The organism is Blautia sp. OM07-19 (assembly GCF_003481595.1).
Classification (GTDB): domain Bacteria; phylum Bacillota; class Clostridia; order Lachnospirales; family Lachnospiraceae; genus Blautia_A; species Blautia_A intestinihominis.
The window spans coordinates 24,876-44,461 of record NZ_QULA01000009.1; the positions used below are offsets into that span (position 1 = coordinate 24,876).

Sequence of the window (19,586 nt, forward strand, 5' to 3'; positions counted from 1 at the left end):
TATTCCTTTATAATTCTACAAACTTGAATTTTGTCTGATTACCAATTATCTTTTGTAATTTATAGCTGCATCAAAAAGAATACCAATACACTCAAGAGTATCGTTACTATTCCCATTATGATAAACATCATGGAAGTAAAACTTTTTGAAATTGGTCTATCAACATAGCACTTTTTAGGATTGTTTGGATTATAATAAACTGTCATCTTACTGTTGATAGGCCACAACTGCTCTGCAAGTTGACGCAAATTTGCAATGGATCCAGTTTTTACATGTAGCCAGCCTTTTTCATCTTCATAGACTTCTGATTTCACCGGTACGGGTACTCCAGATATTTGCGTTGTTTTAATTCCACAAAATATTTTCTTTGTTTTATAACAAGTTCCATTCACAAAGTACTCCACGATTGGATACACCCTTCCATTTCCCGGAAACCCATATTGTTTAACAATACCGTCTGTCTGCTTTGTACACAATTGATTCTGTCTTTTTACAATGATATTGAAAGTAACTCCTAGTAAAACCAATATTACACCAAGACCTCCAACTGTCATCAATTCTAACCATGCAATTTGTATTTCTGTCATAGTTTCATCACCTCAAATTCCAGTTTTCTTGATTCTGCAAACTTGAATTTGTAATTACATTCCATACATATTGGCATTCTTTACAATCACTCTATCTCCTTTTTCTAATTGTTCCTTAGAAACTCCTCTTAACCCAAGTCCAACATGTTCTGTTTTATATCCACAACCATTTGATTTTCGTTCTTTTGTATGTATATCGATGTTAGTAATTATAGTCTCTAATACACCTCCATTTGTTTTATAAACACACGCATTTTCTCCTTCTCTACACATTCCTGTTGATATGTTTCCTGTGACAACTGTTCCACCCCCCATAATTGTAAATACATCATCAATAATCAATTCAAAGTCTTCTTTTAAACATAATGGAACATCTAATCTGTTCATATACTCTTTTTCTCGCTCTTTTTTGCTTTTACCAAATAATCCCATAGTGTTTCTCCTTTATAACTTCTAATTTGTTGCTCAAATCATATCACATTTTCAAACATATCTCAATTCCAATTGTCTCTGCCCCCATCTATTGCATTGCCTTTCGGCTTGCTTCTGTAACCAGCATCCGGTTAATCTTTTCTTGCATGGTTTCCTTTGCATCTTCATTGAAATGATAGCGGACAACATATACTGTCTGCCCGATTTTCTTTGTAAATGTGTTTCCCTCTGTTTTTTTATTCATCATTTTTTCCATAATCATCTATTTCCTTTCTTTCCTGTGCCCGACAGAGAGAGGTTTGCTTCTGTCCCTGCCGGGAGTTTATCGGCACGCTGACAACGCAAGTGTCAACATAGGGTTTGAAACTTTTTTCGGGTAGTTATTTCTGTTTTCCAAAATACTATTGAAAAGTTTTTTGAATGTTCTTGTTGACACCTGTTAAAAAGTAGCTGAAACACCGGTAAATACAAAGGATTTTGGTGTCAACAAAAATGTCAACAAGCAGTAAATTTCCGGGTAATCAGTAGCCTTTCGGCATCAAAATCAGCCTTTCTCTCTGTCGGGCAGATCAAATGGCAGCTCCAACTGTTCTGCTTTCGTCAGCTTTGTAAATCCATCTTTATCCGGTTCGTTGCCACCCTCTTCTTCTGCTCCTTCCCTGATCCAGCTTCTCTGTCTGCCATATCCTTCCTTTGAAAATCTGTGGACTCCGGCTCTCTTCCAGCCAGTGATCTGCGTATCCATAATGGAACAGATCTCATTTGTCTCGAATTTTTTCGGCTCCCGGTCAAAATGGTCAAAGGCTTCTTTCCAGATCTGGACGGAACATACATGACTACCTTTATAAGCGTCCAGCCAGCCTTGTATCATTCCTGCCATCGTATCTTCCTGTGTGAACTGTTTTCGGTATTCACTGATCTCCTGCTCCATTTCCTTTGAGAACTTCAACAGGCTGCTCTTATTCTCCGTTGACCAGTAGATTTCCATTACTTCTGCCCACAACTGGTCAAAATAGGATCTGGCTTCTTTTTCATCATCGAGGATATGCTTCTCTGCCTTACTGCTGTCTATAGCAATCGGCAGGAACCGTCTTGCCCCGGTACGGTCAAAAGGAATGAACTGCCTTGTGTTCGTTGAACCTGCAAAGATACACTGACGCTTCCGGTCTTCCTCATATTTATCATAAGGGTTCCGGTAAGTGTCTTTCTGTCTGGTCAGGAATGACTTGATTTCCTCATTGCTCTTTGCACTGATTGCAGCAATCATCTCCGACATTTCCATAATCCAGTGTCCCCGGAGATGCTCGTATATCTTACTGTCATTCAACTGCTTCAGATCATCAGAAAACCAGTCATCGTTCAATGCAAGAAAACGGAAAAATGTGGATTTTCCGGCTCCCTGCTGACCTACCAGACAAAGCATTTCATCTGCTTTACAACCGGGGCGGTAGATTCTGCTTAATGCTTCCATCAGGAAGTGCTTCACAACCTCATAGACAAAATCCGAAGCATCTGCCCCCATATACCGTTGCAGAACATAACGGATTCTCTCCTGCCCGTCCCACTCCAGTTGTTCCAGATACTCACAGATCGGGTGGTATGCCCGGCTGTTGGCTTCTATGCGAAGTGCCTTATCCATACATTTTTCACTTGTGAGTTTGTAATAGCGTTCAAAGAAATAGTAGAAATAAGTCCTGCCATCATCATCCAGCTTGCAGACTTCCTCATTCCACCAGAGTTTTTTTACAATATCAATCCTGCCTGTCAGCTTGTTGTATTTCATACTCTCACGCACAAGCGGATCATTTCTCAGCACAACCATATAATTTCCAACCGTTGCTTTCGCAGTTCCTTTCTGTGTATATTCCAGCATCTGTTTCACTTCATCGACTTTGCTTTTATCTACCATCCGGAACATTTCTTTCATGGCATCTTTCTGTTCTTTTGTGGCGATCTCCTTTATCTTCTCTTTCGCATTGCTCAATCCGCTCCACCTCCTTCCATTTTTCTTTTACAAGTGCTTCCTTATCTGCCCTGTCCCCAAAGAGCAGGATATCCAGATAATACTCAACAACTGACAACTCCCTGAGAGCAGTCATAAACTTTTCATGCCATTCTTCTGTCCGTGTTTTTGGTGCATACTGTTCTTTCCATTCCAGAAGCAGGCTCAGATAATCCAGATAGGCTCTCAGGCATCTCAGATGTTTTTTCTGCCAAAGTTCTTCTGGTGTCGGCTCTGGCTTTTTTGCTGAAACGCTTCTCCTGTTCTGCGGTGATCCCCTGTCCCTGCCGGAATAAGGAATCCCAAAATCATCTGCCAGCTTCATGGCTGCATCTTTCAATCCAATGTCAAACAGTTGTGCCGTAAAATCAATGGCATCTCCTGTACAGCCACACCCGAAACAATAATATCTCCGGTCAACTTTCATGCTGGGTGATTTGTCATTATGGAAAATGCAGCGGATCAGTCCGCTCCTGTTGGGCTTTAACCCATACCTCTCCGCAGCCTGCCGGACGGTCACATTCTGTTTTACTTCATCAAATAATCCCAATTCGTTTCCTCTCTTTCTTAAATCTGCTTCCCAAATCTGGGAAGCAAGTTTTCACAAAAAACAAAAAAGCACTTTGTCCTGTCCTTACGGAATCAACAAAATGCCCTTATAGTTCCAGATCACTGGAATGTGATCTTCCTTTATTCAGTTGTTTTCTCTCTGCCTCTTCTCTTTGAATCTTTGCTACGTTCAATGCAAGTTTTTCTCTGATTGACGGCTTCACTTCTTTTTTGATTTCTTCTACAACGGCTTTTTTCTTCTCTGGCTGTTTTAACTGACGGACAACCCTCACAACAGCTTTTTCCATCGCATATTCGATTTTTTTAATCAGACCGTCCAGCCTGTTTATCGCATATTCCTTTTCTTTTCGTGATGCCTTACGTTCCGGACTCTGAATCCATCTCTTAGAATCTTCCGCAAGACGAATGTCATCTTTTCTGGTAGCCCGCATTGTTTCCTCTGCGACTTTATCCACAGCCTTGTCATAGGCTTCACTGGATACTTCGTCAAGCAAGGTTTCCACATCTTCAATACGGAGGGTAAGCTGTTGCAGTTCCTCTCTCTGTTCTTCAATCAGCTCGCCCTGACTTAGAATCCGGTCAGAATTGGAAATGAAATTTTCTTTAAATTCTTTTTCCTGCTGTTCTATTTTTTCTTTCTGTGACTGGATAACCTTTTCATTTGCCCTGACATGGTTTGACTGCCTTGCAAGTTCCAGATGATTCGCATTGACCTTATCCCTCTGCTGATTGAGCATTTCCTGCTGAACCGCAATCTCTTCTTTCTGCTTCATTCGGATATAGTCCTGTTTCTCCAGATACTGCCTTCCTCCATAGGACGGTTCTTCGTCAATTTCCAGTCCATGACGTTTACAGATATCCAGGAACATTGTCCGGCAGGCAGAATCAAAAACAACCTTACGGTTATTTGTCTTTGATCTTTTCTTTTCCGGATTCGGAAGTTCAAAGCCAAGTTCTTCCAGTGCCGCTTCCTGTTTCGGTTCAATCTCCCCATACCGGTTCGTAGCATCGAATACATGACGCTCATGAATATGCGGAGTCGCTTCGTCCATGTGCAGTGACCAGTCAATGATATGCACATTAGAACCAAACCGCTCATCGAACTCTTTCTTGAATTCATCAAAAACCAAAACCAGCGTTTCCACAGAAGCGTGTTCATCTATCGTCCCAAGCTGATAGATACTTTCTTCCGGACAGGTCTTTTTATTTTTCAGAACATCTTCCACCCCTTTACATCTGTCGGGGTGTCTTGCTTTCTCATGACGTTTATTCTGGTTAATCACATAATCGCTGTAATGATCCACATAGTATGCCATCTCAATCTGGTTAAAAGAAAAATTATCCTCTTTTCCCCGGTCTGCCATTGTGGTATATCCCTGATAGCAGTCCCAGTAAATATTCTGACGGACACGTTCATTGTCAATATGCTCACTGTGTTCCGGGTCAAATCTCCGGTCATTGTGAAGCGGATTGTAAACACCGTCTTTCCCAGATCTGCCGTTATGCCTTGTGCCTTTCAATTCACATCTCTCCTTTTTTCAAGTTGTTTCCCCGGAGGGGATTGCAGCGAAGCTTCCAAAAGTCTCTGTCCCCGTTACAGACAGTACCCAGTACCATATGGCGAAACGCCATATCACTGGGCAATGGCTGCCGCCCTTAACCTGCTAAGGGCTTTGCCCCTTAACCCCAGCAAGATGCTGCCGCTCTTTGCAATCTGGGCACAAAGGACTTCCAGCCCTCTGTACTCCCAGCAGACAAAACGTAACTCCTGCCGCTGTCCCTTCAGCAGGATCTCCGTTCCGTCTGTTTTTCAAAAATCCTCTGCATCGGATTTTGTGAAAATATAAAAATGGGTAAAACAAAGGGCACTAACTTTTTACGGTTAATGCCCTTTCCTTTACTCATTCACTTTTCAGATAATTCCTGTATGTATCATTCTGATAATTGCTTCAGAACCATTTTAACATTCTTCCTAAGTTTCATTCCGTCCCTCAGTCCCAACCGGTAGAAAAATTCTTCTGTCTCTGCTCCACTGTTAAATATCTGGTCGCAATATTTTGTAATGGCCTCTTCCTGTTTCTGTGGAAGTGTGGCAATCACTTTTTTATATTCTTCCTCAACTTCATCTGGTTCTGTCACAGACGGCTGGCTCAGTTTCCAGTCTGCATACTCTTTTCCCATATGCTCCGTTATGGTCAGGTTGATAAATTCTTCAATCTCTTTTGTAATCTTCATTTAAGAATCCTATTCCTTTCTCCAGTGGTCTACTTCATCAATCTGATTTTGATTGTTTCCAGCCACACCACTGCCCAGCCAGAAAGCACAGCAGGATATAAAGTATAAAACCTGCCACAAGCATCCTGACCGCTTCTGTGCCTGTCTCCTGTCCGAATCCATACCCTAAAACTGCTGTAATGCAGATGATCCCCGACAGGATATGAAATACCGTTGCCGACAGCCATGTGAAGAACATAACCACCAGTTGTATCATTGTCAGGCATATACGCACTGGCAGTAATACGATTTTCACAATAATTCTTACAACAACCATGACTGTCCACCCCTTTCACTGTTTCAGATAACTACGATAGCTGTCTATCACAGAATCTGTCACACCGCTTTTGTAAATCTTTCGGATATCAACGATTTTTTCATCTTTCAAAAGTTTCAGCCAGTCCAGTAAATCTTTTCTGCTGTTTGCAAAATTACAACATCTTCCGTCTGCATATTCAATCCAGTATCTCATAAGTCCCTCCTACACATACACCAGTTCATTTAAAATAATTTCATCTACCCGGCTTCTTGCATTGTTTGCCCGGCGAACCCATTCCATCTGATCTCTGCTTTTCAATTCTTCCGTAATGCCTTCCTGCTCCATAATCTGTTCCATGAGGAAATCCCTGCGTTCCAAACACTGCTCATTCAGATCTGCGAGATACGTCCAGAGCTTACCACTCAATGTCAGATAGGAATACAAGCCACTCTTGTAATCTTTCAGATAGTTTCTGTGAAGACTTCCATAAAAACCAATCTCTCTTTTCTCTTCGGGTACTGCGATCAGTGGCAGATAGATTTCCCCGACAAGGATATAATCCAGACCATTACTGTTATCGTGAATGATTCTTTCTAATTTGCTCATGCTGATGCAACTCCTTTCTTCGGTTCTGCTGGGGGAAGCAGTGATAGCGGAATGAACACACCTTTTGCAATATCTTCCTGCCGGATCTCTTCTTTTTTTGCATCCAGTTCGGCTTTCTTTTTTGCCTTTGTCCGTTCATAGTATTCCTGCTGCTTTCCATTTGCTTTTCTTCTCAGGTAATTCTGGTGAAGCCTGTCTTTTCTGGCTTCCCGTTTTTCCATTTCTTCAATTTCTTCCGGTGTCATTTTCACCTCACCGAAATGTGGCGGTAAATATCTGCCGATGAAGTTAAAATAGATTTCCACTTCCTGTGTCGTCTCAACGCTTCCTTTCCGGTCACGCTCATGCACCACAATCTTTTCTACAAATTCATTCAGCATGTAAGTGGTCAATTCCTCAAAATTTTGGTATTTATCAACCAGAGCAATAAACTTCTCCGCTGATCTGCGACCTTCTTCATAGCCTGATAATTCAGCTTCCATATCTGCAATTTCTGCCGACAAATCTTTCTGTTCTTTAGAATACTGTCCATCAAGAATCGCATAGCGTTCATCTGGCAGCTTGCCAAGAATATTGTCCTCATAAATTCTGCAGATCAGTTTTTCCAGTTCCTGCACACGCTTTTTTGCCTCTGCCAATCTGCTTTTCAATCTTGTGATCTCACTGGACTGCTGTGAAGTCTGTGCCTTTTTTACTGTCTCCAAAAATTCTTCACGATTCAACTGTGAATACTCCGCAACAGCCTTTAAAAGTTCCTTAATCAGCTCCATAACCACATCAGCATTAATTCTGTGCTGTGTCTGGCAGAGTGTTCCAACCGGAACTTTAGAATATGCAGAACAAGTATATTGTGGTACTCGCTTGCCATTATTTACTCGATGGACATACATTTTGGAACCACAGTCTGCACAATACATCAGACCTGTCAAGGGGTGGGCTTCTCCCCATCCATCTGGATATCTTCTCACATTGCTTCGGATTCTCTGTACATTGTCAAAAGTTTCCTGATCTATAATGGCTTCCTGCGTGTTCTCAAACACCGTCCAATTATCTTCAGATACGTAATGGCTTTTCTTATCCTTGAAATGTTTTCTGGTCTTGAAGTTCACTGTATGACCAAGATACTCTCTTTTCTTCAGAATGCCTGCAACAGTAGAAGAGCCCCAGCCATAAGGATCTTTGATTTCTTCTACTCTGCCTTTCCATAATCCGGCATCTTTCTTTGCCATATGAACCGCTGGTATCTCAACCTTATCCTCTTTCAGTGCCTTGGCAATCTGATATGGTCCGTACCCATCCATTGTCATGTGAAAGATTCTCCGTACAACTACAGCTGCTTCTTCATCAACAATCCATACATTCGGGTCATCCTTGTCTTTCAGATACCCATATGGTGTTGTACTTGCCACATGCTTGCCGGATTTTCCTTTCGCCTTGAAAGTGGATTTTATCTTTTTACTGGTATCCCTTGCATACCATTCATTCATGATATTTCGGAATGGAGTAAAATCATCGTCCTCCCGGAAGCTGTCTACATTCTCGTTGACTGCAATCAGGCGGACATTCTTCTGTCGCAGCAATTCCATATATTGTCCGACTTTCAGATAATCTCTTCCCATTCGGCTCATATCTTTAATCAGAATCGTTCCGACTTTCCCCGACTCTACTTCTTTCATCATGGCAAGAAAGCCTGGGCGATCAAATCTTGTACCGGAGATACCATCATCAGTAAAATGAACAAGATTGGTAAATCCATGTTCTTTTGCATATTGTTCCAGCAGTTTCTTCTGGTTTGAAATACTGTTGGATTCCCCGTTTAATTCATCATCACGACTAAGACGTTCATACAACGCTGTCATGAATCCCTGTTTCTCTGTCATAGTCAGATGTCCTCCTTCCTTTGTTTATTAATTGCCTGTTCTCATCCCATATCCGTTCCTGTACCGGGTTCTGATGTTTCCGGGACGTATTAACCAAAAAAGACACGCTGAATGCCTATTCAGTTCTGGTATCACTACGGGCAGGCTGTTTCGTTTTCAAGGTTCGTGTAAGAAGTAAAAAAGATTCTTACACTAAACGAAATGCTCAGAGGTCTTTTTACAGCCCCCTTACTGCATCTTTTTTGATTTCGTGTCATCTTTTTAAAGTTCCTTACACAATCTCTGTACTGACGAAACAAAATACGGACATGTTTTGAAATTGTTTTTTACAAAATACAATTTTGTTCTTTAAGGTAAAAAAATAAGCCTCAAGAGACTTTTTAATCATTTTGGAGCTCCAACTCTTTAAATTTGATTGATTAAGAAGTCTCTTCAAACTTACTACACCTGCCGCCAGTTTATATTTCTTATACTGACGCACTGCAAAATGCTCCGGTTCTTCCTTTTCCAGTTCCTCAAACAGCATATCTACTGCATTTTTAAATGTCTCATCATCTTCCCTTGTTTCCGAAGCGTTGATAAACTCAAGCAGGGTCGCAAAGTTCTGTTCTTCTTCCGGTGCTTCATACCAGATATAGCCGATCAGGGCACAGTACAGAAGCCTCTCTGCTTTCGTCCAGAAATCCTCACTGGACTTCTCGCCTTCCCCTTTCGTGTTCACCATAATCGTATTTACCAGTTTCAAAATATCCTTTTCTGAATGGATATAGTGGAAGGGGTTATAGTGCATACTCTTGGAAAAATTGATCGTATTCAATACTTTCACTTTATATCCATGCCGTACCAGCATCTTTCCGCACTCAATGATAATCGTCCCTTTCGGGTCCGTGACCACATAACTGATGTATTTTCCCATCTGCATCAAGTTGGGTTTTACATAAAAACGTGTCTTTCCTGAGCCAGATCCGCCAATCACGATCACGTTCTTGTTCCTCGCAAATTTCGGATTCTTTGGTCTGCCATTCATGGTCAGCCGTTCCGTCATGGTCAGCAGGATATTGTTCTCAAATACCGGGTCGATAAAGGGTGCAATGTCTTTTGCCGTCCCCCATCTTGCCGAACCATACTCCACTCCCTGCCGGAACTTTTTGGCATTTTTCCCTTTCATATAGACCAAGAGCTTCACCGCCACGGCTCCTGTAATCCCAACCAGCAATTCATTTTTATGCATACTTGGAAGAATCCTGCTGAATGCCATCTGGAAATTTAAGACCAGTACCATCAGTCTTTCTATCATGGAATCACCCACACAGTATTGATATAACCATGCCAGCTTATTTCCCACATAAAAGATCACGATATACGGAAGATTCATCAGAACAATCCGAAGCAGCTTATGTACATCCACCGGCGGTAACCTCTCCAGGTATCCTTTTCCTACACCAAGCAATTTCTGTAATCTGCTCATAATGACGGCTCCTTCTCCTTTCCTTTTGTTTTCTCCAGTTCTCTGTGCTTTGCAAGCGATTTGGTGATTGCCTGCTGTAACTTCTTCCTCACAGATGGTTTTTTGTCCTTATTCAACGTCTGTCCTGTATATTCCTTAAAAGCGGCAGTCATCACATCGGCATCTCTTGCCTTAAAGAACACATAATATCTTGGCGGGTCAGCAGTCACATCTTTTTTCAGACTGAAATCAATGCTGTACTTTTTTGCTACCCGTTCAAAAGACTTGATATTTCCATCTGTGATCTCAATGTTGGACAGCTGTACATTCTGCTTCATCAGCTTATCAAGACTCTGTTTTCCCTTATAGGTCTTATCCTCCTTTTCCTTCTGGGGCTGTTTCTGTCCCTGCTGTTTTTTCTCCTGCTCCATCTTTGCAAGAGCCTTTACCATGGCAGCTTTCAGCAGGTTGGCAGTGACCTTGCCGCAGCGGATACAAAGTGAGACTGTTTTCTCATTCACTTCATCCTGCAATCACACCACGCCCTTTCTTCTTTCACTGCTGTCTTATCCTCATTTATCACATTGCTGCTCCTTTCCTCTCTTTTCTGCCAGTTTCATATATTCTTTTTCTGATTCTGCCCCCACTTTGATACAGCACCAAAGGACAAATCCATATACCAGAAATACTGCAGCTGCAGCAACGATCAATACTGTTTTTGTCATCTTCTTTTCTCCCTAATTCTTTTGAAATTTTATAAAAGGGCATCTATGAATCCTGTGTCCATAAATGCCCTCATCCATTACTAAGAAATCTTATAATCTCTTATTTCTTCTTTTTGCGAAGAATCACTGTTCCACCAAGACCAGCCATTCCAGCCCCTGCAAGCAGAATCCAGAACAGAATCGGTGTATTATCTCCTGTCTTTGGTGAAGTCGATTTCTTTGTTTCTTCTGTGGTTTTTGTCTCCGGTGTTGGTGTGGTTTCTGGTGTTTCCGTCGGTGTCTCTGTTGGAGTTTCCTCTGGTTTCGCCTCATCCTTCATCACAACCTTCTGGATTTCTCCAGTATCTTTGACCGTAAACTTCACATCTTCTGCAACCAGATAACCATCCGGTGCAGTTTCTTCACGGAGGATATATTCCCCGATTGGAAGCATCTCAATATAGTGTGGTTTTTTCTCAGATGTCCAGCTTTCTACGGTCTTTCCATCTTTATCAAGGATCGTCAGTTTCGCTCCTGGCAGCTCCTTACCGGAAATATCGGTCTTGGAAATCTGCACTTTTGTCACATCATCCTTCATTTCCACCTTCTGTACTTCACCGGTATCTTCCACCGTAAAAGTGATGCTCTCTGCTGTCACATAACCGTCCGCAGGAAGTGTTTCTGTCATGGTGTACTTCTTGCCAGCGGTCAGTTCTTTGATGATATGTGGTTCTTTACCAGAAGTCCATTCATCCACAGTGTTTCCACTCTCATCTGTAACTTTCAGTTTTGCTCCCTCAATCTCCTTTCCGTCTGTCAGGGATGTTTTGGTAAACTCTACGGTTGTCGGCTCATCTTCAAAAGTAAACACATAAGACAGTGTTTCCTTATCTGCCCCACCATATTCAAAAGTAAATTCCTGTACCTGGTCTGTTGTCGCAAATCCCGGTGCCGGAGAAGTTTCTTTCACATAGTAGGTATAGCCAAGTGGCAGATCTGCCGTAAAGGTCAGTTTTCCTTCCTTATCCGTAGCCTGCTCCTCAATAACCGTATCCTCTTTCAAGATCACATCGCCCTTTGCATTGACAATATTTTCTTTATTGCACAGGGCAAATACAGCCCCTTCCAGTACACGGTCGGAATCTTTTTCTTTCTTTAACACGTTTACTTCTGCTCTCTGGCGTTTGTTCTGCCAGTCAGCAGAATAAGTAACAACTGCGGTATTCTGGTCACGGTAAGTCAGATCCACTTCACGAGCTTCTCCATCCAGGACATATCCATTTGCTGTCTCTTTCTCTTTGACACAGTATTTGCCAAGAGGAAGGTCTGTCAGTTTCGCCACTCCTGTTTCATCCGTCGTGATTGTTGCTACCAGTGCATCCTTTTTGTAGTAATCTTCACTCTCACCATCCGCCGCTTTTATATCTTCTAAGGCATAAACCTCAAAAGTAACGTCTTTCAGGGAACCGGAAAGATATTCAAACAGATGCTTCATCCATCCGCCAATGGAATCCAGTGCAGATATTTTCTCCAGGAACTCACCTTTTTTATTGATGATAAGTGTTCCGGTTGGCACTGCATCTTTCATCTCTACCTTCTGGATTTCAGCAGTATCGTCCACAGTAAAGGAAACTTCTTCCGCCATCAGATAGCCATAAGGAGCCATTTCTTCACGAAGAGTATATGTCTCCCCGGCTGTGAGTCTTTCAATCAAGTGTTCCTCACCCTTTACAGACTTCCATGTATCTACCACATTTCCATCCTTATCAAGCACCGTAAGCGTTGCCCCGGAAAGTTCCACGCCTGTCGTAATATCGGACTTCGTAAAGGTTACTTTTGTCGGCTGGTTCTTAAATACAGATTCCAGCTCTACCATTTTCACATCCTGTCCCTGATATTTGGCAGTCACTTCCAAAGTCTCAAAAGAAGAGACATACCCTGCCGGAGCTGCAAGTTCTTTGATATAGTAAGTACTAAATGGAAGGTCAACGTCAAATACTGCCTTTCCATCTTCCCCACTGACTGCTTTTCCAAGTAAGGTATCTGCCTTCACAATCACTTCTTCATGTGCCAGAATATCTTCTTTTGCATAGATACCAAACTCTGCACCCGCCACAACCGTTTTTGTCTCTGCATCCTGTTTTACTACGGACACTTCCACTTTCTGGCGGTCATTCTCAAAGGTTGCTGTCTGCTCAATAACTGGTGTTTTCTGGTCTTTGTATTCAAATGTTACTGTCTGTGCTTCTTCATTTAACACAAAGCCCTCTGGTGCTGTCTTTTCAACAATCTTATAGGTTCCAAGTGGAAGGTCAGCGATCTGTGCCTTTCCATCCTTATCCGTGGTAACAGTTCCTACCAGTTCCCCAGAAGCATACTCCAGGATACGGTTTCCATTATCATCTTTCTGGAAATCTGCTGTATAAATATCTTCGGCAGCATATACCTCAAAGACTGCTCCCTCCAGAGTTTCTTTCTGATAAGTAAAGTCATCTTTATAACCATTTAAGACCTCACCCTGTTTTACGATGTTCAGTTCTCCCTTAACCGGATGATTCTCGTATGCAATCTCGATGATCACATCGCCGGAAGTTCCGTCCATCTGATATGCTGTATTGGAATCTACATTCACCTCATAGTAATTCTCATTGAGCGTATATCCATAAGGTGCGTTCACTTCCTCAATACGGTAATGTCCAATTTTCAGATTCTGTGGAAGGATTAAGTATCCCTGCTCATCTGTAAAATAAGATTTGTGTTTTACCGTCGTCGGATAGGTTGTTACCTGTTCCACATACTTTTCTGTATCCAGGTTAAAAATCTTAAACTCTGTATTCTTCTGAAGCACTGCTTTCTTTGTCTCATCGTCCTGTTTGATGATCTTCAGCTTTGCTTCAAACTCTTTGTCAAGCAGCACTCTCCATACCTGCGGTGTAGTCGGATGATTTTCCGTAATCTGCACGATGAAATCATTGACCGGAGTGTAATTATGTGGCGTGGTTGTTTCACGGACGATGTAAGTTCCATAAGGAAGTGCAATACTGCGGGCATACCCTTTCTCATCTGTAAAGATCTCTGTTGCACCATTTTCCCCGATCACTACCGGCTTGACAGAATCAAAGTCATAGCTGCCATCTTCTTTTACTGTTAGGGATGATACCAGATAAGCGGTAAATCCTGCACCTTTCAGTAAATCGGCATCTGTCTTTCCGTTGTTCGCTGCCTTGATAATCTCAAATGGCTGCTTCATCACCTGTTCCAGAGACAGACAGTCACGCTTCACTTCCGCTACAAGATCACCCTCGTAGTTGCAGACCAGATCATGTTCTTCTTCATCTGCCAGGTAACCCGTTGGCGGAGTAATCTCTTTTACATAGTAATTACCAAGGTATAATCCATCTACGGAAGCCTGTCCATTCTTATCTGTTGTGAGAGTGGCAACCTGCTCGCCTGCTTTGTAGATCACACCAGTTGCTCCATCCGGATGGACAATATCCTCACGGGCATACAGTCCATAGACTGCCTTTTCTAAAGTAGCATCTCCCTGTGGAACAGCCTTCTTTGTTTCTTTGTCCTGCTTCTGTAAGGAAATCTTTGCTATCACACGCTCGTTTCTGAAGGTATGCTTAAATGTCAGTTTCGCTTCCTTATCGTTTGTATAAGAAAAAGTAAACGTATAGACATCATCCGCATTTCTCAGATAGCCTTCCGGAGCCTGTACTTCCTTTACATCATAGGAAAATCCCAGCGGCAGGTCTGCGGTAAACTTCGCCATTCCATCATTTCCAGTTGTCACTTTCTCAATCAGAGTGCCTTTCTTTACAACAACCGTTCCATCTGCATTTTTAATGTCACTGGCTGCATAAAGTCCAAAAATTCCTCCATCCAGAGGATTTTCTGTATCCTTATCCTGCTTTGTCACAATCACTTCTGCTTTCTGTCTGTCATTCGTAAAGGTTGTCTCAGAAAAAACAACATCTACATTCTGTCCTGCATAAGAAAGAGTGACAGACTTTTCTTCCCCGGCATTATAAAATCCGGTCGGAGCCTGTTTTTCTTTGACGATATATGTACCAAGATGCAGGTTTTTCAGAATGACTGCCCCATTCGAGTCTGTTGTCAGATTCTCTTTGACCAGATCACCCTTGCTGTAAACCTTGGCACCATAAGCAGTTTTAATATCTGCCCCGGCATACACATCATAAATCGCACCTTTCTGTCTGCGTTTCTCATACTTAAATGTTGTTCCATTCTCGGTGACATCTGCACCTGTCAGAACCTGACCTTCTTTATAAACAGTCAGCTGGCCCATCTGTTCTTCATCCGGAACAGTCACAGTTGCTGTTTTGCTGACTTCCAGTTTTACGTTGTAGGCAGTTGCATTGATACGGTATCCTGTCGGAGCTGTAATCTCTTTCAGATATACGGTATTCTGTGTCTTAATGATCTGTACGGACGCTTCCCCATTCGCATCAGTTGCCGGTAACTTTGTGATTAAATTTGTACAGTTTGCATCACTGTATAAACCAAACACGGCACCTGCCAGCTTTGCGTCTGCTTTTGCATCTTTTTTAATCACCTTAACACTTGCGTACTGTACCCATGTTACTTTGAAGTCCACATATTTTTCATCATCAACACCTTCACCAAATACCAGTGCCAGGTCCTGTGAACCAGATCCGGTACTGATCTTATACGCAGAATAATCTTTTGTTACACTGCCTTTCATCGTTGCAGACCAGTTTCCTGCGACATCCTGTACCTGTGTAAGAGGTGCAGATAAATAAAACTTAGTTCCACCACTGATTTCCACTGCTTCGCCAGCTTTGCTTGTCTTTCCGGTTGTCACGTTATGGAGTTTCACACCACTTGGGAGTTTCATTGTGATACTCTGCAGTTCATCTGCTTTAAAAGTGATTTCCTTTGTTCTCTGGCTGTTGCCATCTACATAAGCTGTCACATCTGCATCTGAAAAAGACATTGCCACATCCGGAATATCTGGCTGAGAAATACAATAATTATAAAGTTTTTTCGCAAGATTCTGTGCAGTAGTGTTTGCACCAGAAAAAGCATCTGAACTGCCATTCGCATACGACGCAGCAAGATGTACCAGAATAAATCTGGCTCCTGCACTCAGGTTTCCATAGCCATTTTCTTCTGTAAAAAATCCATCATCGCCAGAGGCTTTTGTGCCATAGTAGCATACTTTAGCCAGTGCTTTGCCATCCCCAACCTTATTGATTGTATATGTTCCCGTACCAGGTCCCGGTTTGGACGGCTGTACACAATAAGCTGTGGCAGACACATTACCGAATTTTACGGTATACTGATACGTCAGATAAGTTCCATAACCATAATCCGCATATCGGTATTCGGCACCTCTTGTCACTGAAACCTGTTGTGAACTTCTTGCATTTCCTGCTGCCGCCATAAATGTCACTGTTTCACCCGGCTCCATCTCATACAAGTCAATTCCTTCATTTTCTGCCTGATCCATTACTTCTGAAACGGTCAGACCAGATTCTTCATCCGTCGTCACTTCCTGGTCATCTGTAAGATCTGTTACAATCTCTTTTGACCCATCCGAATCAGCATCCTCCTCCGCATTACCAGAATCTTCTGTTTCACCGGCATTCCCTTCACCAGCTGTATTTTCAGAAGAACTCTTTGTCTGTGCTTCTGTTTCCGGCTCTTTTACCGTAATGTTTCTGCTTACTCTGTAAGCTGGATGACCGCTGACTGGTTCTACTGCATAGACAGCTTTGTAGGTATCCGGTGTATGTGCGTCAAAATCTGTACCGGCTTCACTCTTTGCTTCATGGAATAAAACTTTCACCTTTTTTTCATTCACGCCCTCTATACCGGACAGATCGACTTCCACCTCAAATTCTTCTCCATAGGGAATCTCAATATCCTTTGCTTCCACAATTTCATCTTTGTCAAGAGTATCCTGCACATCCTGCAGTTCCGGATATTGCTGTTCAAATGAAGTTGGCTCTGGTTCTAATTCAGAAGCAGAAACCATGACTGGTTGAACGATAACAGACGCCAAAGTTGCAACTGCCATAAATCCCGACAAGAATCTTTTAAATCGCATTTTCATTTTGACTGAGTCCTCTCTTTCTTCGATAATTTACTCCACTTTCGTTCAGGCTTACACCTGCATGAATCAATCATAGGAACCACCTCCCTTATGTCTTGGATTGACTTTTAAATAAAAACAGGATTGAGCTATTTAAGCCGCAAGAGGTAATTCGTAATCATTCCTGCCAAGGGTGCCTCTCATCCATTGCCCTTCACGTTGTCACCGAACACCCGCCGCCAGATGCGTAGCTGGGAAATTCAGGTATCCTCTTGCTGCTGATATGAAATTGTCAAGGTTCACTTTTAGAGGGAATTTATTATTTTGAATTAAGATAGACATTTGCCCCTCCACTAACCGCATGTGTGAAAGGGCAAAAATTAACCTGTTTGAAATTTTTTTAGAAAATTTTTTGAAACAGCAAAAACTTACAAAGTTTCCAGCCTGTCTTTTAGTTTCTGCAATACTTTGTTTTTCCTGTTTCTGATTGTCTTTGTACAACACCCGAAATATTGTGCTGTTTTTTTTACTGTGTACTCTTCAAAAAATAATAGTCTTATCAATTCCATTTCTTCTTCAGACAAATATTTCAGAGCTTCCTGCAGCTCTTGTATTTCTGACAGCCTGATGACTATTTCTTCTGGTGATAATATATGCAAATAACTGTTGTAACTCGTTTCCTCTACTTTTTCTATTCCGCATACACCATTTTTCTGCATTTTTTCAAGCTGGTATCTTTCTTTTCTTCTTGACTGGTACCATGCCAGATATACGTCTCTGGTAACTTCTACGAGAGTTTCATTTACACGCAGCACATACCGTTGTCTTTCCTTTGGTTTTTTACCACGCATCTTTTATTCTCCCTTCTGAAGCACTCCGATCAGTCTGCCTGCATTTCTTCTCATTTTCTGCTTTGCCTGTGAAATACATTTTGATACTGCTGGTTCTGTAATTCCAAACACCCGTGACACTTCTCTTTGTGTCCGCTGCTGAAAATAAATTTGATGGATCACCTGTCTCTGCCGGTCAGTCAGCAGATCCATGAATTCTCCAATAGCTTCTTCTATAATCAGTTTTTCAAGTACATTCTGCCTTTTGTCCACCAATTCGCACCAGCCTTCTGAAATATGGCTATATGAAATGCAATTATTATGTTCTCGTACCTCCCTGTTCCTGCACAGCCGATCTTCACCTTCTAATATCAACCGCACATACCAGGGCTGATTATCAAAAAAATCTTCCTTAACAACTGTTATTTTTCTTCCTGCTTCATATACATAATCTCGACAGGTAAATAAAGGAAAAACCGTTCCATAATCACCTGCACAATAGAAAACATATCCTGTCTGATACGCAATAATTTCCGCACCATCTATCAGTCTCTGCTTTACAACTGCCACATCGTTTTCTCTTAAATACCTGGCGGATGGAACCTTTCTTCTTTCTTCCCTGTTACCTACAACCTGTTTCAATTCCTGCAATGTCAGCATAATTACCACCCTTCTGCCTGCTGGCAACAGGTGCCCATCAGCAGAAAGGATAGGATTATTACTGATCTACTGGCAAAAGGGCAGTAAAAAACAGCTTCCGGCACACCCGTTTTTTTTAACGAGAGCCTGAAACTTCCTTACTGCCCTTTCTGCTAATTTACAGCAGCCTCTATTTTATTTTCCGTCTGATGTCCCGGTCAGACTTCTTTGCATTTCTTTCTGTTTTTATGTTCTTTTCATTTTCCATCAAAACAGAATAGTCTCCCATTGCATCATAGGGACACTGCTTCCGATAGATTAAATTTTCTTGTCTGGTCATCAATCCTGTCTCCCTTCCTTGTTTCTGTCTCTTTCTCTCTGTTTGCTATTTTAACAGCACAAAAAACTATTATCCTTAGCATATATGGGGAGTTTTTTTGTTTTACACCCCATATATGGTGAAATTTCACCTGTACTCATTAAAACTTTCTATCAGTGAATCTATTGTCTGCATGATAATTTTCTGCTCTTTCCATTCCATCTTCTGAATACGATAAAATACTTCCTCAAACTGCTTTCTTTTTTCTGCATCGTCCCTCTCTTTTCCCATCAGGATATTGGCATCTGTTTCCAGGATCTCAATCATCTTCCTGAAAATCTCAACAGACATTGCCGTTTGCCCTCCTTCTATCCTGCTGACCGTATTGACACTGATACCTGCTTTTTCCGCAAAAGATTCCTGTGACAACTTCATTTCCTGCCTGCGTTTTCTGATTCGTTCTCCCAATTCAATAAGTTCTGTGGAAATTGCACGATTGCTCAATACGGTGTCTCCTTTCCTGCAATTTATCCCAGCTTTACGACATTGTGTCGCAAAGTTTCCAGAAAAAAAGCAGCTAATTTTGTCTTAGCTGCTTTTCAAAAGATCTATTTCATTTTATTCTCGGTATTTTATGTATTCCTGTAATAACTGTGAGCAAGAAAACACTAAGATAAATGATTGCCTGTCCAACCATTGCCAGAAGAACGACACTTCCTATCAATCCTCCGATCAGAAAATTCATTATCCATACTGCCAGTGTTCCTCCAAGGTCAAACCCTCTTGGAACCATCCAGACACACATTTTTCCAATTCCGAATGGTATCCCCATCAGTAGCAACAGCAATAAATAATTGCACTTCCCATCCTGGATACAAAGCGGTCTCAGCACTGCAAACAATACAACAATCACCAGTGCTGGAACAATAACTTTTTTTATCATATTTCTCATGTT

The 19,586-nt window shown here is 41.8% G+C and carries 20 protein-coding genes; all 20 read right to left on the minus strand.

Annotation, left to right across the window (positions count from 1 at the left end; translation table 11 throughout):
• Positions 1 to 59 precede the first annotated feature (59 nt).
• The 20 genes from DXC01_RS08380 to DXC01_RS08465 all read right to left on the minus strand — a co-directional run bounded on the left by DXC01_RS08380 (position 60) and on the right by DXC01_RS08465 (position 19,583).
• Positions 60 to 587 carry a DUF3592 domain-containing protein gene (locus DXC01_RS08380; protein ID WP_021738880.1) on the minus strand — a complete coding sequence of 176 codons (528 nt, stop codon included), beginning with the start codon at positions 585 to 587 and terminating at the stop codon, positions 60 to 62.
• Between the two features lie 54 nt (positions 588 to 641).
• Complete coding sequence (locus DXC01_RS08385) at positions 642 to 1,019, minus strand: translation elongation factor Tu domain protein (RefSeq protein WP_021738881.1); 378 nt, start codon at positions 1,017 to 1,019, stop codon at positions 642 to 644.
• Positions 1,020 to 1,107: 88 nt separating this feature from the next.
• Complete coding sequence (locus DXC01_RS08390; RefSeq protein WP_081695227.1) at positions 1,108 to 1,275, minus strand: transposon-encoded TnpW family protein; 168 nt, start codon at positions 1,273 to 1,275, stop codon at positions 1,108 to 1,110.
• 288 nt (positions 1,276 to 1,563) lie between these two features.
• Complete coding sequence (locus DXC01_RS08395) at positions 1,564 to 3,003, minus strand: virulence-associated E family protein (RefSeq protein WP_227097757.1); 1,440 nt, start codon at positions 3,001 to 3,003, stop codon at positions 1,564 to 1,566.
• A complete protein-coding gene (locus DXC01_RS08400) occupies positions 2,918 to 3,571 on the minus strand; it encodes a CHC2 zinc finger domain-containing protein (protein WP_021738884.1) in 654 nt (217 codons plus the stop codon). Before DXC01_RS08400 ends, DXC01_RS08395 begins: the two co-directional genes overlap by 86 nt.
• A 106-nt stretch (positions 3,572 to 3,677) precedes the next feature.
• The gene (locus tag DXC01_RS08405) at positions 3,678 to 5,111 is read right to left on the minus strand and encodes a hypothetical protein (protein WP_021738885.1); all 1,434 of its coding nucleotides are present in this window, start codon (positions 5,109 to 5,111) and stop codon (positions 3,678 to 3,680) included.
• Between the two features lie 412 nt (positions 5,112 to 5,523).
• The gene (locus tag DXC01_RS08410) at positions 5,524 to 5,826 is read right to left on the minus strand and encodes a hypothetical protein (protein ID WP_021738887.1); all 303 of its coding nucleotides are present in this window, start codon (positions 5,824 to 5,826) and stop codon (positions 5,524 to 5,526) included.
• A gap of 37 nt (positions 5,827 to 5,863) precedes the next feature.
• On the minus strand, positions 5,864 to 6,142 hold the full coding sequence (locus DXC01_RS08415; RefSeq protein WP_044963260.1) for a hypothetical protein: 279 nt from the start codon (positions 6,140 to 6,142) through the stop codon (positions 5,864 to 5,866).
• 15 nt (positions 6,143 to 6,157) lie between these two features.
• The gene (locus DXC01_RS08420) at positions 6,158 to 6,337 is read right to left on the minus strand and encodes a hypothetical protein (RefSeq protein WP_021738889.1); all 180 of its coding nucleotides are present in this window, start codon (positions 6,335 to 6,337) and stop codon (positions 6,158 to 6,160) included.
• Between the two features lie 9 nt (positions 6,338 to 6,346).
• On the minus strand, positions 6,347 to 6,730 hold the full coding sequence (locus DXC01_RS08425; RefSeq protein WP_021738890.1) for a TnpV protein: 384 nt from the start codon (positions 6,728 to 6,730) through the stop codon (positions 6,347 to 6,349).
• Positions 6,727 to 8,610, minus strand: a complete 1,884-nt coding sequence (locus DXC01_RS08430; protein ID WP_021738891.1) for a recombinase family protein — start codon at positions 8,608 to 8,610, stop codon at positions 6,727 to 6,729. Before DXC01_RS08430 ends, DXC01_RS08425 begins: the two co-directional genes overlap by 4 nt.
• A 271-nt stretch (positions 8,611 to 8,881) precedes the next feature.
• Positions 8,882 to 10,078, minus strand: coding sequence for a type IV secretory system conjugative DNA transfer family protein (locus DXC01_RS08435; protein ID WP_243111578.1), 1,197 nt, complete (start codon positions 10,076 to 10,078; stop codon positions 8,882 to 8,884).
• A complete protein-coding gene (locus DXC01_RS08440) occupies positions 10,075 to 10,590 on the minus strand; it encodes a PcfB family protein (protein ID WP_117548360.1) in 516 nt (171 codons plus the stop codon). Before DXC01_RS08440 ends, DXC01_RS08435 begins: the two co-directional genes overlap by 4 nt.
• A 39-nt stretch (positions 10,591 to 10,629) precedes the next feature.
• Positions 10,630 to 10,782 carry a hypothetical protein gene (locus DXC01_RS20280; protein WP_004612794.1) on the minus strand — a complete coding sequence of 51 codons (153 nt, stop codon included), beginning with the start codon at positions 10,780 to 10,782 and terminating at the stop codon, positions 10,630 to 10,632.
• A 100-nt stretch (positions 10,783 to 10,882) separates the two neighbouring features.
• Positions 10,883 to 16,864, minus strand: a complete 5,982-nt coding sequence (locus tag DXC01_RS08445) for a SpaA isopeptide-forming pilin-related protein (protein ID WP_015540940.1) — start codon at positions 16,862 to 16,864, stop codon at positions 10,883 to 10,885.
• Between the two features lie 407 nt (positions 16,865 to 17,271).
• Positions 17,272 to 17,658: an RNA polymerase sigma factor gene (locus tag DXC01_RS08450; RefSeq protein ID WP_243111579.1), complete on the minus strand. Its 387-nt coding sequence runs from the start codon at positions 17,656 to 17,658 to the stop codon at positions 17,272 to 17,274.
• Between the two features lie 39 nt (positions 17,659 to 17,697).
• A complete protein-coding gene (locus DXC01_RS08455; protein WP_004612797.1) occupies positions 17,698 to 18,333 on the minus strand; it encodes a sigma-70 family RNA polymerase sigma factor in 636 nt (211 codons plus the stop codon).
• 169 nt (positions 18,334 to 18,502) lie between these two features.
• The gene (locus tag DXC01_RS20285) at positions 18,503 to 18,652 is read right to left on the minus strand and encodes a hypothetical protein (RefSeq protein WP_004612798.1); all 150 of its coding nucleotides are present in this window, start codon (positions 18,650 to 18,652) and stop codon (positions 18,503 to 18,505) included.
• Positions 18,653 to 18,778: 126 nt separating this feature from the next.
• A complete protein-coding gene (locus DXC01_RS08460; protein ID WP_083864366.1) occupies positions 18,779 to 19,135 on the minus strand; it encodes a helix-turn-helix domain-containing protein in 357 nt (118 codons plus the stop codon).
• Positions 19,136 to 19,244: 109 nt separating this feature from the next.
• Positions 19,245 to 19,583, minus strand: a complete 339-nt coding sequence (locus DXC01_RS08465; RefSeq protein WP_117494604.1) for a DUF6050 family protein — start codon at positions 19,581 to 19,583, stop codon at positions 19,245 to 19,247.
• Positions 19,584 to 19,586 lie beyond the last annotated feature (3 nt).